Origin of the sequence: Flavobacterium sp. CFS9, from assembly GCF_041154745.1 — a bacterium.
In the GTDB taxonomy this organism is placed as follows: domain Bacteria; phylum Bacteroidota; class Bacteroidia; order Flavobacteriales; family Flavobacteriaceae; genus Flavobacterium.
In genome coordinates, this window is sequence record NZ_AP031573.1 from 5,281,563 (window position 1) to 5,296,667 (window position 15,105).

At 38.9% G+C, this 15,105-nt stretch carries 9 protein-coding genes and 1 pseudogene; 4 read left to right on the forward strand and 6 right to left on the reverse strand.

The genetic code is table 11. The annotated features are described in order from the left end of the window. Positions 1-363: 363 nt before the first annotated feature. The 5 genes from ACAM30_RS21650 to ACAM30_RS21670 all read right to left on the reverse strand — a co-directional run bounded on the left by ACAM30_RS21650 (position 364) and on the right by ACAM30_RS21670 (position 5,437). Positions 364-942, reverse strand: coding sequence for an RNA polymerase sigma factor (locus ACAM30_RS21650; RefSeq protein WP_369616584.1), 579 nt, complete (start codon positions 940-942; stop codon positions 364-366). Positions 943-1,348: 406 nt separating this feature from the next. Continuing rightward, a complete protein-coding gene (locus tag ACAM30_RS21655) occupies positions 1,349-2,146 on the reverse strand; it encodes a TerC family protein (RefSeq protein WP_369616585.1) in 798 nt (265 codons plus the stop codon). 37 nt (positions 2,147-2,183) lie between these two features. After that, positions 2,184-3,428, reverse strand: a complete 1,245-nt coding sequence (locus ACAM30_RS21660) for a cation:dicarboxylase symporter family transporter (protein WP_369616586.1) — start codon at positions 3,426-3,428, stop codon at positions 2,184-2,186. 42 nt (positions 3,429-3,470) lie between these two features. Beyond that, positions 3,471-4,763: a CitMHS family transporter gene (locus tag ACAM30_RS21665; protein WP_369616587.1), complete on the reverse strand. Its 1,293-nt coding sequence runs from the start codon at positions 4,761-4,763 to the stop codon at positions 3,471-3,473. Between the two features lie 17 nt (positions 4,764-4,780). Continuing rightward, positions 4,781-5,437 (reverse strand): DUF2490 domain-containing protein, encoded by a 657-nt coding sequence (locus ACAM30_RS21670; protein WP_369616588.1) that lies wholly within the window; start codon positions 5,435-5,437, stop codon positions 4,781-4,783. A gap of 220 nt (positions 5,438-5,657) precedes the next feature. Here ACAM30_RS21670 and ACAM30_RS21675 point away from each other — a divergent pair, with 220 nt between their 5' ends. From ACAM30_RS21675 to ACAM30_RS21685, 3 genes and pseudogenes are all read left to right on the forward strand, one after another. Then, entirely contained in the window at positions 5,658-6,758 is a 1,101-nt protein-coding gene (locus tag ACAM30_RS21675) for a sensor histidine kinase (RefSeq protein ID WP_369616589.1), read from the forward strand. Beyond that, positions 6,755-7,441 carry a LytR/AlgR family response regulator transcription factor gene (locus ACAM30_RS21680; RefSeq protein WP_369616590.1) on the forward strand — a complete coding sequence of 229 codons (687 nt, stop codon included), beginning with the start codon at positions 6,755-6,757 and terminating at the stop codon, positions 7,439-7,441. The genes ACAM30_RS21675 and ACAM30_RS21680 overlap by 4 nt, the downstream gene beginning before the upstream one ends. A gap of 956 nt (positions 7,442-8,397) precedes the next feature. Next, a pseudogene (locus ACAM30_RS21685) lies at positions 8,398-8,703 on the forward strand (nitronate monooxygenase); the annotation flags it as partial. On the opposite strand, the gene ACAM30_RS21690 reads toward ACAM30_RS21685, so the two are convergent. Then, on the reverse strand, positions 8,634-8,819 hold the full coding sequence (locus tag ACAM30_RS21690; protein WP_369618672.1) for a carbohydrate-binding domain-containing protein: 186 nt from the start codon (positions 8,817-8,819) through the stop codon (positions 8,634-8,636). The pseudogene ACAM30_RS21685 and the gene ACAM30_RS21690 sit on opposite strands and share 70 nt — an antisense overlap. A 16-nt stretch (positions 8,820-8,835) precedes the next feature. On the opposite strand from ACAM30_RS21690, the gene ACAM30_RS21695 reads away from it, so the two are divergent. Beyond that, the gene (locus tag ACAM30_RS21695; protein WP_369618673.1) at positions 8,836-15,084 is read left to right on the forward strand and encodes an SDR family NAD(P)-dependent oxidoreductase; all 6,249 of its coding nucleotides are present in this window, start codon (positions 8,836-8,838) and stop codon (positions 15,082-15,084) included. Positions 15,085-15,105 lie beyond the last annotated feature (21 nt).

A 15,105-nucleotide genomic window follows, 5' to 3' on the forward strand; every position in this document is an offset into this window, starting at 1 on the left:
TTACGTACAGATATCAATTCAACTACATTAGATTCTGACTTCGACAAATATCACGGAGCAGTAGTACTATTAACGTTTTCTTAATCTGAATAAAGATTTAACAACAAGAGTTTAGAACAAAATCAACCCGCAAATACCTTAAAAAGGTTTATTTAACCCATTATTGGGCGTAATTATTTTTAAACACATAGAAACATAGATTTAACGCTCTCAAAAAAGGCGTTCTACTTATTCTAAACACACAGAGACCACTATGCGTAAGAAACATGTTTCTTTTCCTATTCTTTTATGAGCATATCCCGATGTATCCGGACTAATATGTTAAATCATTTTTTTATCAATTACGCCCAATTCTGGATGCATTTACAATACTAATTCTGTCTGATATACAAAGAATAAAGCGAACCAATACAACTCGTGATTATGGACAGAGTTTTTCTTAAGAAATTGTAAGGTCTTGGAAATTTGGTTGGCAACAGCCCCCGGAGACATCTCCATCTCTTCGGCTATCTCCTTATAACTGCGGTCTTCAAACTTGTGCAGGCTGAATATTTTTCTTCTTTTAGCAGGAATTTTGTCCAATAGGTATTCAATTCTTTCCATTTGTAAACTCACTTCTTCTTCAGACTGTGTTTTACTATCCAATTCCTGGATCAGCGCATTATCTTCAACCGAAAAGATTCGGTTTTGCTTCTTATACCATCTGGAAATTTCCTGCTTAGAGCTCTTAAACAAAACAGCTTCAAGACTTACCTGAGGATCTAATTTGGAACGATATTTCCAAAGATGAATAAAAACATTCTGCGTGACATCTTCTGAATCGGCTAATTGCGAAGTGTATTTTTTAACAAAACAAAATACTTTAAAATGGTATAAATCATATATTTCTTTAAAGCATGAATCATCACCAGCACGTAACCTTATAATTAAATTAGAACTCATAATAAAAATTTCAACTGTTAAAGAAGACCCTTACAAATGTATGATAAACCTCAATTGTTAATTTTTGAATTCTGTCATTTAATAATTTGTTAATATTGTGACATTCACAATATGACGTCGCAGTTTTAAGTTAGCTGTAAATCTGCACTTAATTATTTCGAAATGAAATACTGATGAAAATATAAAACCGGAATTATTTGCTTTTATTTAAATTATTAGCCGCCGGAGGATAATTCAATAAATAGTTTGTACCGAATTATGGACCTGGAAGTGTAATATTGGTCCAGCTTTGTCTGCAATTGAAGAAAATTATGCAATCTATGTAATTTTAGCCATTATAAAAGCCGCAAAGGGTAACTTTGCGGCGTGGATGACAGACTTTATCTGTTATACTTTACAATGAAATTTATCTAACAACAGATTTGGTTTTCTTTGGAAAATCAAAAAAGGTACTAGTAAGTATGGGTACAAAAAATATAGCAACGGTAAGGGCCGAGATCCCAATATCTGCAGCATGACTTCCCAAGAATTTACTGAATGCTGTTTCGGGATAAAAATGTTCGTATAAAGACAACGCCAGCTTGATCCCTAAAATGGCAATTACTACAAAAGCAGCAGTTTCTAAAAACTTGTATTTTTCCAGGAGATTCACAAACCTCTGTGCTATAAAGCGCATCGCCAGTATCCCTATAAATACTCCAATACATACCAATATGATGTTCGGTGTAAAGGCTACCGCTGCAAATACATTATCGATTGAAAAAGCCATATCCATAAGCTCCACTAGGCAAACTGTAGCCCAAAAATGACCTATTGTGCTTACCGTAAGTCGATACAGCCAGTTCCCTTCCTTATTCACTTTTTCTTCTTCACTGTTTTCTTTTTGCTTGTCTTTGTACCATGAATATACAAGATAGAGCAAATAAAGTCCGCCGATAGGTTTAAGCCACCAAATAGCAATAAGTGCCGAAGCAAATACCATGGCAATACCTCTAAAAATATAAGCGCCCCAAATACCGTATTTAAGTGCACGCTCACGCTGGTTTTCCGGTAAATCCATTACCATCGTAGCCAGTACGGCTGCATTGTCTACGGAGAGCAGACTCTCAATAAGAATAAGGTTTCCAATAATTGCCAGTGATGTACCGGGATGTGCTATAATATCTTGCCAAAGGCTGTTAAAAGTAGTAATCAAATCAGTCATATTTATTATTTTAAAGAATGGTGCCTTAATGGCTTGTTTATTTTGTGATGGAAAGGTCTATTTCTGGGTTTGGTTCAAAGTCATTTTCATATTTAGAAAGGAGTATAACGGCTGCCCCATTGCCTATAAAATTAGTTATCGTTCGGGCTTCGTTCATAAACTTATCAATACTGAAAAGCAGCGCCAAACCTTCTAAAGGAAATTTATTAAGTGTTGTAAACGTTATGGTTAGTGCTACAAAACCAGATCCCGGTATTCCCGATGCTACTTTTGATGTCACCATGATAACCAGCGCTATAGTGATGATATCTCGAAACGTAAGCGGAATGTTAAACAGCTGAGCAACAAACAACGTACAGATAGGCAAAAATATAGACGCCCCTGCAAGGTTAAAAGAATAACCCAGTGGTATCGAAAGACCTACGACAGCTTTACTACAGCCCGCCTGTTCCAGCTTTGCAACTATTAAAGGAAACACTGTTCTGGATGATGATGTACTAAAAACAATAAGCAGTTCTTCCTTAATATAATTCAGAAACTTCCAAAGACTGATATTGTAATAACGAAGCAAAAGCCCTAGTACTACAAATACAAAAGTTGCCATCGTGATGTAAGTCGTTGCCAGCAGTTTTCCCAAAGGCAAAAGGCTATGGATGCCAAATCGCGATACAGCATACGCCATTCCGCCAAAAGCTGCAACCGGTATAAGTAAAAACAGATACATGAGTACTTTATACAAAAAGGTCATCATTTTTTGCAAGATGCCTACATACTTTGCTCTGCCCGGCGAAAGACTAAGCAAAACACCTGTTACAACAGCCAGCAACAGCAATACCAGCGGGCGATTGAGCACTATAAAATTAAACCAGCCGCTATCCAGTGATTCGGTAGCTGTAAAATGTTTGGGTAAAGTTACGTCTATGAGTCTTTTTTCAATCTTGCCGGGTTCTATAAACAACGCTGCCATTATCCCCATGATCATGGCAAGAGTGGTTATTATTTCAAAATAAACGAATGCCTTAAGTCCTACACGACCCACTTTTTTAAGATTACCAATACTGCTTACTCCTATAATGATCGTTAAAAATATTATGGGCTGTATAAGCGGTTCAATAAGATATAAAAAACCACTGCCTAAAAAATCCAGTTGAATACCCTTTTCTGGATAATAATGGCCTACAGCAATTCCCAACAGCAATGCTACAGTAACATAAGCTGCTAAATTTTTCAAATACTTTTGTGGTATTCCGCTGCGCTCCGGATGTTGTGGTGTGGTATTCATCTCTTTAAACCTTACTCATTAAATTGCTCTGTAAAGGTAGTTTTAAAAAGTTATTAACCCGATAAGCAGTGCCGTAATAAGCATCGCAAGTGATGAACCCAGTGCCCATTTTATAGTAAATTTTACGTGGTCAGAAAACTCAACGCCTGCCAATCCTACCAAAAGATAAGTAGAAGGTACCAGCGGACTTAAGAGATGAACTCCCTGACCTATAAGCGATGCGGCTCCTATTTCCAGCTTTGTTGCTCCTAAATGTAATCCCGTTTCGGTAATCAGTGGGAGTATCCCAAAATAGTAAGCATCGTTACTCAAAAAGAAGGTCAACGGCGCACTGCTCACAGCCGTTATTACAGGAAAAGCATTTCCCCAGGTAGCAGGCACTACGGATATCATAGAAGCTGCCATAGCATCCATCATTCCTGTGCCTGAAAGTATGCCGGTAAAAATACCTGCCGCAAATATCATCGATGCTACAGAAAGGGCATTGCCTGCATGTAATTTTAGTACTTTTTGCTGTTCATCGACTTTCGGATAATTGATGATCAGTGCAATACAAAATGCAATCATAAAGGAAACAGCCAGCGGCAATACATCAAACATCATTGAAGCCAATAGCAGTATCGTCAGCAACAGGTTAAACCATATCAGACCGGGTCTTTTGAGTTCGCGCTCTATTACAGTTTCTTCCTCGTTTATCAGGTACTTATTCATTTCGCCTTCACGGGCAATCCTCTTTTTTTCGCGGAGACCAAGCCAAAATGCTGAAAATATTACCCATAATACACCACCTGCCATAACCGGTATCATAGGCATAAACAGTTCTGATGCATCCATTTTAAGCGTGGTCATAGCACGCGCTGTAGGCCCGCCCCAAGGTAATATGTTCATTACTCCGCCACCAAGCATAATAATGCACGAAAGCACAAGCGGATTCATTCCCAGTTTTTTATATAATGGTAACATTGCGGCTACAACGATCATATAGGTAGTCGCACCATCACCATCTAGCGAAACCAATACCGTTAGGAAGGCTGTTCCTAAAGCTATTTTAACCGGATCGCCTTTTACAAATTTTAATATCAGATTGACCAGCGGATCAAATAATCCGGCATCAATCATGATACTAAAGAAGAGTATTCCGAAAATAAGCATGATACCAGTAGGAGCAATATTCTTTACACCTTCCATGATTATCGAACCAAGATCGGCTGTAAATCCACCAAAAATGGCAAAAAGTATAGGGATAAGTATGAGCGCTGTTAACGGAAACAAACGTTTGGTCATGATCAGGTACATAAATACAATGATCATTGAGAATCCTAAAATTGTAAGCATGACGGTATATTTTAAGTTTAATTATTTTCTGTTTTAGACGACCAGTCAAAGGTGTTTCTATAGCCCGCCAACACATAATTACTGGTATCGTCCGGACTAACCTGATTGACAAATGAAAGTTCTATGGCTGATTGTTTACCCACATTAATTCCTAATCCGGCAGTGATCCTGTTACTGTCAAATTGTTCCGTCTTTACTACATTCATCCTGATTTCATTTTTCAGAATACCGTATAATAAATTCTTCCCTCCTTCTTTGCCCAACGGAATTTTTAATGACAGGAGATACCTCAACCTCACCACAAAATCATCCGGATTGGTTAAGAAACGTTCTTCGACACGATACCGATGCAATAAGGTAGTACGGCCAATTTTATTTTTGATCGTTAACTGCTGAAACGGTCTGTTCTCATAACGCAGCTTTTTATCGGTGTCGCTGGTATAGGGTTGAAGTACCAAAAACATATAACCCACAGCCGGATAAAGATCATGATCTAACTTTCTTTCAAGGTAGGTAGAGACTAAAAATAGACGTGAATCCATTACTAAATCGTACGCACGATATTGAGAAAGGGCTGTAAAGCTGTACTTTTCACTTAATTTTGCAGACATGGTATATTGCAGCCACATGTTAAAATTATCTTGTTGCGCTACTGCTTTCGTAGAAAAAATCATTAAAAAAAACAGGATTGATATATATTTTCTATACATTTTGATAAATCGTTAATTTATTTGTCTGAGGTAAAAGTATACGATTGATTTTTTCAAAAAAGTAATTTTCAACGAACGACTCATTTAATAAACAAACAACACAAAGTGCCCGTTTTAAAATAATGATATTTGTATTTTTAATGATATAATTTTAAAGGGTGAATAATTTTTAACACAAAAAAGTATGGTTTTACTAATAAACATCATTATCCTCCTTGTAGCTTTCAGATTACTGTTTGAACAAAAGATTATAGGCAGTCTCATGAAAAAACAATGGACCAACCTGATCAGGTTTCAACACGTTTTATTTTTTGTGATCTACACCACCTTTCTGGTAATTTCAACGCTTTATTTTACCGAAATGCCTTTTGCATTGTATAGAATACTTTTTATTATGGCAGTCAATACGGTATTGTATTTTGTTTGTTATGCTTACTTAGTTCCCGCCTATTACCAAACCAATAAGTACCCTGAATACCTGTTATATGCTCTGATATTATTTATATCTACAACTTTGTTAAGGCTGCTTGTTGAACCTGAATTCTCTCAGGAAAGTAATGAAGCACAAGACCACACCTTGTTTTTAATCAGTGTATACAGTTCGCAGAGTATTGTGATTTTAGTGGCTTCTTTTTTAGGGATCTCTAGACATAAATTCCTGATTGAATATGACTATCTCGACCTTGAGGTAAAAAAGAACGAGACCGACCTCAACCTGATGAAGTCAAAGATAAACCCTCACTTTTTACTCAATACCCTTAACAATATTTACGCAGGCAGTTACAGCCAGCATGGTAATACGACTGAGGCAATACTACAACTGAGCCAGCTGCTGCAATATGTCATATACGAAACTGATAAAAAAACTATTGCGATACACAAAGAGTTCGAAATGATGAAGGCCCTAGCAGGTTTGTACCAGCTCAAGTACAACAACACCCTGAATATCGTATTTGATCTAAAGGATAGTGAAGTACAGGAACAGGTAGAGGTTCCCCCTTCTGTCTATTTTACACTTTTTGAAAATGCACTTAAACATTCCGGTATTGGAGCGGATAGAGAAGCCTATATTAAGGTAAACTTTGATCAGGTTGATGATACGCTGGTATTCCGAATAGAAAATTCTGTACCTTACAAGGTTCCCTTTAATAACCATAATGGATATAACGGAATGGGACTCACTGCTCTGAAAAAAATCCTCACCATGAAATATGCAGAAAATTATCAATTGTTTGACGAATTATTAAATAAGACGTACTTTTCTACTCTCAAAATCAAATTATGAAACAATTGCAGGCTGTGGGCGTAGATGACGAATACCTTGCGCTGGAGCTAATAAGAAACTACTGTGCCAATAATGATGGTGTTAACCTGCTTACTACCTTTAGCAATCCACAGGAAGCCATCGATTTTTTACAGCACAATGAAGTGGACTTACTTATCCTTGACATTAATATGCCCGACATCAACGGCATAGAACTGCTGCAAAATACCCCCAACAAACCTCTCTGCATTTTCATAACCGCTGAAGAACAACATGCAGCCAAAGCATTTGAACTTGATGTAGTCGATTATCTTATAAAACCGATCAGTTTTGAACGTTTTGAGAAAGCCATTACAAAGGCCAAAGAATACCACCATTTTATAAAGTCTAAAGATATTGCCGAAGACTATATTATGTTTAAATCGGACTATATTGTAAACAAAGTCAAGCTGGATGATATTTTTTGGGTAGAAGGTTTTGGCGAATACCTCAAAATTGTATCCCGTTATAAAAACCACATGGTATTGGAACGCATGGCAAAATTCGAAGAAATACACCGTCATCTGGGTTTTATCAGAATACATAAGTCGTACTTGGTTTTAAAAAGCCACGTCAAATCATTCAATTCACGCATGGTACAGCTCAGAGATGGCAGGGAGTTACCAATAGGCCGCACGTATAAGGACAATCTTAAAGAGATTTAATTGCTTATTTATAGTATTCTAATATTTCTGCATTTATTACAACAGAAGGTTCGAATCCTGCTCTCGCTACAATTTTATAAAACAAAGAAAACAATAAAAGAACCTCTAAAGACTTAGATTCGAAACTGTTTTTCATCAAATATTATTCTTTCTATTTTTCAATCAAAAGAGAAAGTCCTCACTACTTTATTAGATTTCAACACAATACCAACAACATTTTTCTTCGTTACTAATTATAGAGATCACCTAAAGCTGCTGATCAGATTTTTCATGCAAATAACCGTAATTTTTCATGCAAAATACCGTAGATTTTTATAAATACTAAAAGGTAAATTTAAGTTTTAATTAGCTCTAATTGAAACACTCAACAATATTATAGCTGTAAAATTCCTCCTGTACTTATCCAAAAATGAAACAAATACATTAGATAACAGTACGAACAAATTTTTAAAAACTATAAAAACCATAAAAAAAGAAGTATTTTTTTACAAACAAGATAAAAAAAATCCGGTATTTAAAGTTTTTGTAAAAAAATCATTATAAAATTTATCTTAATACTTAAATTATAGAAGAAATTTATTACTTTTATTCTACTATACCACAATAACTAAATAGTACCGCAAAAGTCATTATTAAAGTTATACCATTTCCAAATCTCATTTCAATCTTATCAACCTATGAAAAATTCAACTATTATAGGATTAACGCCTTTTGAAAAGCCTGACGTCAACCTGATGCTTCAATTATTTCAGGCCGGAGCATTCCCCGTATTAAGTTTAGGACATGATATCGAAATCGCTCAGGAAGCACTACATCAACTTGACGGGAACAGTATATCTTCCTACGGTATATGTCTCACAAACGACAAGCTAACATCACTTCAACTGCCTGGGCAAGTAAGTCTTGCGATTCTTCCATTTGGGGTCTCAACAGACATTTACCCTAACGTATCACGTATGTATCAGGTAACTAGTCTTGAACAAGCCAGAGAAGCTGAACAACTGGGAGCTATTGGAATTATAGTAAAAGGAAACGAAGCAGCTGGATTAGTGGGTTATGAATCTACATTTGTTCTGTTTCAACGTGTTATACAAGAAATCAAAACCATACCGGTATGGGTACAAGGAGGAATAGGTCTTCATACCGCTGCTGCTGCAAAAGCACTTGGCGCTAAAGGTATTGTACTAGATAGTCAATTAGCATTGTATCCCGAAAGTGCAATTCCACAGGAACTCAAAAATCTATGTTCAAAATTAAATGGAACAGAAACCAAAATTATCGCACACCATCGCGTATTGGTTAGACCCAATTCACCTGTTTTATCAGAAGATGTTAGTTTAGAGGAATTAGAGCAGCATTTTAATGATCTCGATCCCAACAGCAGTTATATTCCTATGGGACAAGACATTGCTTTAGCGACAGAACTGTATGAAAATTTTAAAACGCTAAAAAAATTAATTTTTGGTTTTAAAGAAGCCTTATACGGTCATCTGAAACAAGCAAAAGCAGCTCTAATTATTAACGAAAATAACCCATTAGCCCAACAACTTGGCCTGCGCTACCCTATCGCGCAAGGACCGATGACCCGCGTGAGTGATGTTCCGGCATTTGCCCAAGCAGTAGCAGAAGCAGGGGCTTTACCTTTTATAGCACTCTCTTTACTCAAAGGGGAGCAAGCCAAAACATTAGTCTTAGAAACTCAAAAATTGGCCGGTGATAAAACCTGGGGAGTAGGGATATTAGGCTTTGCACCGCAAGAATTACGAGAAGAACAAACCGCCTATATCCTTGAAGCCAAACCTCCGGTAGTACTGATCGCAGGAGGTCGGCCTGCACAAGCTAAAGTATTTGAAAAAGCCGGTATAACCACCTTTTTACACGTCCCGTCCCCTGCTTTATTGGATATTTTCCTGAAAGAAGGCGCCAAAAATTTTGTTTTTGAAGGTCGGGAATGCGGTGGGCATGTTGGCCCGCTCTCCAGTACAGTTCTTTGGGAAAAACAAATCGAACGTATCTTAAAAGAAGAGCATCCGGAAAATATAAGTGTGTTTTTTGCAGGCGGAATTCATGATGCTTTTTCCACCGCCTTTGTATCTGTCATGAGCGCCACTCTCGCTGCCCGTGGTGTAAAGGTAGGTGTATTGATGGGAACAGCCTATTTGTATACACAGGAAGCCGTAAGTACAGGAGCTATTCAGCAAGAGTTTCAGCAGCAAGCTATGAAAGCCAAAGATACCGTCCTGCTGGAAACGGCACCAGGTCATGAAACACGTTGTTTAAATACGGCATTCGCTTTGCATTTTGACAATGAAAAGAAAAAGTTACAAGCTCTTGGAACGGACAAAAAGCAAATTTGGGAACAGCTTGAAAAACTGAACGTAGGACGTCTCCGAATTGCAGCAAAAGGTATTGATAGACAAGGTGATGCACTAATCGCTATTCCTAAAAACCAACAGCTTGATTTAGGCATGTATATGATCGGACAGGTCGCCACCATGCACAATCAGGTAATTACACTGGAATCACTCCATCATAACGTTGCGATCGAAAATCAAAAATACATTGAACAGGCAGCACTACCGGAAAAACCTTCATCAGCCGAAAAAGCATTAGACATCGCTATTATAGGGATGGAATGCGTGTTCCCGGGTGCCAAAAATTTAGCAGAATACTGGCGTAATATCATTCTTGGAAAAGACTGTGTTACCGAAGTACCGGAGGAACGATGGAATAAAGAACTCTATTATCAGCCTGATTCTAATGGTTCGGATGTATCACATTCAAAATGGGGTGGTTTTATTCCAAAAATAGATTTTGATCCGTTAGAATTTGGCATTCCGCCACAATCTCTTGCAGCTATAGAGCCCACTCAGCTTTTAACTTTACTCGTTGCCAAACGTGCAATGGAAGATGCCGGTTATGGTGAAAAACAAATCAACAGAGAAAATATATCGGTTATCATTGGCGCTGAAGGCGGAAATGATCTTGCCAACAGCTACAGTTTCAGAGGTTACTACAAACAGGTTTTTGGAGAGCTACATGAAGAAGTAGAAAAAGCATTCCCACAAACCACCGAGGATTCATTCCCGGGTATATTGGCCAATGTTATTGCCGGCAGAATCACCAACCGTCTGGATCTGGGCGGAAGAAACTTTACCGTAGATGCTGCCTGTGCTTCATCACTGGCTGCTATTGATCTGGCATGTCAGGAACTGGTCTTGGGCAAATCGGATATGGTGCTTACCGGAGGAGCCGATTTACATAATGGTATTAACGATTATCTGATGTTTTCCAGCACACATGCTCTCTCCCGCAAAGGACGCTGTGCTACATTTGACAGTGCTGCCGACGGTATTGCATTGGGCGAAGGGGTCGCTATTTTAGTCTTAAAACGATATGAAGATGCCCTGCGTGATGGTGACCGTATTTATTCGGTTATTAAAGGTGTTGGGGGATCCAGCGACGGTAAAGCCCTTGGTCTTACCGCACCCCGAAAAATAGGTCAGGTACGCGCATTGGAACGTGCCTACGATCAGGCAGGTATCAGTGCCGCTACAGTTGGTTTAGTTGAGGCTCATGGTACCGGAACGGTAGTCGGAGATAAAACGGAACTCACCGCACTCACCAATCTATTTCTCAAATCCGGAGCTTTACCGTCTCAGACCCATCTGGGATCTGTAAAAACCCAAATTGGACACACCAAATGTGCAGCCGGTTTGGCCGGACTTATCAAAGCCACACTGTCTGTGTACCACGGAGTAAAACCTCCTACCCTTCATCTTCAACAGCCTAATGCCTACTACAATGCCCATACTAGTCCTTTTGCTTTTCATGCAAAAACAGGATTATGGTCCGAAAAAGAACGTTATGCCGGTATTAGTGCCTTTGGTTTTGGCGGTACCAATTTTCATATGGTAATCGAAAATCATCCTCAAAAAGAAGAAGCTGCCATCCTACAATCCTGGTCCTCCGAATTATTCGTCTTCCGGGGAGATCATTATGAGGCTGCCAAGATTCAATTGGAACAGGTCAAAACTTTATTGGAAAGCAATGACAGTTTATCTTTAAAAGACATTGCCTACAGCTTGGCCGTGGGTTCAGAAAAACCGATTCAATTGAGCATTGTTGCAGATACAGCCGAGGATCTGGTGATGAAAATCGAACTGCTGCTAACGGGCATTGAAAGCAAAGATATTTTTATGGTCAACAAAAAAGACGGTAAAACTGCATTTTTGTTCCCTGGTCAAGGCAGCCAAAACATTCATATGGCACGAGATCTGTTTGTTCTGTTTCCCGTCCTGCGAAAAATCATATCACAATATCCTGATTTAGAAAAAGTGGTTTTCCCTGCAGCCACATTTGATACAGCTGCATTGAAAAAACAAAAAGAAACCATTAAGGATACCCGTCTGGCACAGCCTCTTTTAGGTATTGTAGATCTTGCCTTAGCGCAATTACTGCAATCATTCGGTATTGTACCGGATATGGTAGCAGGACATAGCTATGGAGAGTTACCGGCTTTATGTTTTGCGGGTGTATTTGATGAACAACATTTGGTTGAACTTAGCAGCAAACGTGCACAATCTATTTTAGATGCCATTACAAATGGTGATCCCGGAACTATGGTAGCCGTAAACCTTGATGCAGATCGCCTGAAAACAATTCTCGACCAGCATCAGGACTGCTATGCTGTCAATTATAATTCACCAACTCAATGCGTTGTTGCCGGAAGTACTCCTGCTATTGACAAATTCATGGAGGCACTTAAAAATGAGCGGATCTCAGCCAAAAAACTGGAAGTCGCCTGTGCTTTTCACAGTCCTTTGGTGAGTAAATCCAAAGATTTGTATGCCAATGTCCTGAAAGAAATTCCTTTTCAGGAAATGCAGATTCCGGTTTGGTCCAACACCACAGCAGCCTTATACCCTAACCCGGTATCTGATATTAAAGCTCGATTGACCGATCACCTGGTTCAACCTGTGCATTTTGTTGACGAAATCCAGGCCATGTATGCCGATGGAGCAAGGATATTTATTGAAGTAGGTCCCGGAAAAGTATTGACCGGATTAACAAAGGCCTGTCTAAATCAAGAGGAACTAATACTACATGTTGAGGATAACAACCATAACAGTCTCACCCATCTCCTTTGTATGTTGGCACAGTACCTTGGAACCGGCCGCACCTTTAATCTAAACAAACTCTTTGAAGACAGACACCCGAATTTAATTCAAATCGATCAACCGGATCTTTATCAAAAAAGCCCAACGATTTGGCGTGTAAACGGACAAGCCGCTCATCCAACCACAGGTACATTACCTGCTCACGGTGCATTACCTATCGTAACTCCTATTCAAATGACAAACTCCAAGATCATCCAGACACCAGAGACACAACCTGCTGCAGAACACATACTACAGGAATATTTAAACAGTATGAAAATGCTGATTCAGGCACAACGCGATGTCATGCTTACCTTCCTGGGACAACAGCAACAGCTAAATCCTATCCCTGTTTATGCTGCTACAGTAGAGAATAAAACGGCTGATCAATTGGCAGCAACCGTAATTACAAACGATAAACCGATAGCTAAAGTAACACTGCAAATACCTTCAAGAGATATCAAATCTTTGTTGTTAACGGTAGTGTGCGAAAAAACCGGCTATCCGCAGGAAATGTTAGGAATGGAAATGGATCTGGAAGCGGACCTCAGCATAGATTCTATCAAAAGAGTCGAAATCATCGGAGCGCTTCGCAATGAGTTGGGTATCCTTAGCAGTGATCATGAAAATGAAGACACCGTAATGGAACAGCTGGCGGCCTTAAAAACTTTAAGCGGACTCGCCAACTGGCTTACGGAATACACAGGTACTGCTGATTCCGTTACAACAAAAATTGAATCAGCGCCTATAGCACCTGTAGCAGCAGATAAAACCAGAGTAACACTTGCAGAACTGCAAACTGCCATTTTGGATATCGTTAGTGAAAAGACCGGTTATCCAAAAGAAATGTTGGGACTGGATCTGGATCTGGAAGCCGATTTAAGCATCGATTCCATTAAACGAATGGAAATCATCAGCGATCTAAAAAACAAAATCGGATTTGGTGACGATAAGGAGCAGGCTGATGATCTTATGGAAAAATTAGCCGCCATAAAAACGCTAAATGGCTTAGCAACCTGGATAAGTGAAATAAGTACAACGGAACCCGTGCAAAGTTTATTGACGCGTTTACGGTTTGATTTAATACCAACCCATATTTCCGAAGCACAAAACACCGAAATCCTTAAAGGGAAACGGTTTGCAATAGTTCCGGACAATGGAACACAAACCTTGGCCATTAAAAAGATATTGGAACAACACGGGGCAATTACTGAATTGGTTCAAACTGAACAAGATCTGACACTCTTTGACGGACTAATTATTACCGATATCTACTCCTCCGATGTGAAGCATAGTATCATCGACCACGTTGGTTTAATTAAGAAGATGGATCTTGAAAAGGCACAATGGATATATTTGATCTCAGATATTCCGGCACATCTTGAAGAGTTGAAAGATACCCGTGCACTGCGTCATTATCAAGGTTATCCCGGTTTATTTAAAAGTTTAGCACGTGAGTTCGAGCACACCAGCTTCAGGCTGATCAGCCTCAATACCTTACAGGAAGTAGAACAAATAGCCGAAATCACTTTACGGGAGATCCTGACAACAGACCAATCCGTTGAAGTAATTTACAAAAACAATCAACGCCATAAAGTCGAAATAATACCTTCGCCTATGTTAACCGCTCTGGATCGGGCACATATCGAATTGGGCAAAAAGTCGGTTGTTTTAGTTCTTGGCGGAGGACAGGGAATTACTGCGGAACTGGTCAAACACATGTCCGCTACTTATACCTGTACCTATGTTCTTGTCGGAAGATCAACTGATCCGAGAGAAGTTATTACTGATTCAAAAGTATTAGAGTTAATGGAATCAAAAGAAGAAATCAGGAGTTACATCATCAAAACTGGTAATTTCGGTGCTCCGGCCCAAATTGAAAAAGAGACGCTGCGTATTTTCAAAAACAATCAAATTCTACGTACCATTCGACACATGGAAGAATTAGGTAACAAAGTAGTTTATCAATCCTTAGATGTTTGTAATGAAGAGGGCCTGACGCAGCTTATCCATGATATTTATGAACAATATGGTCAATTAGATGGTGTCATTCATGGCGCAGGTCTTCTGGAAGACAAACTTTTCAAACAGAAAACTACCAGTTCTTTCGAACGTGTTTTTGATACAAAAGTAAAACCCTTACGTGTGCTGGCGGAACAATTACGCTCAGATTGCCAATTTGTAGTTTTATTTTCAAGCATTGCTTCTGTCTATGGCAACAAAGGACAGACGGATTATGCAGCAGCCAATAGTGTATTGGACGATTATGCCAATGCCTTAAACAAAAGACTGAAAGGAAAAGTAATCTCGATCAACTGGGGGCCATGGAAAGGCGCGGGAATGGTTTCTTCATCCTTGGAAAGTGAGTACGAACGACGCGGAATTTCGCTGATTCCATTAGAAGAAGGGAAAGAACTGTTTCTGAACGAAATCAAGTACGGGACAGAAAGTCAGGTATTAATCATGTCCGGTAAAAATTGGTAATAACCGTCGTATTTCTCTATT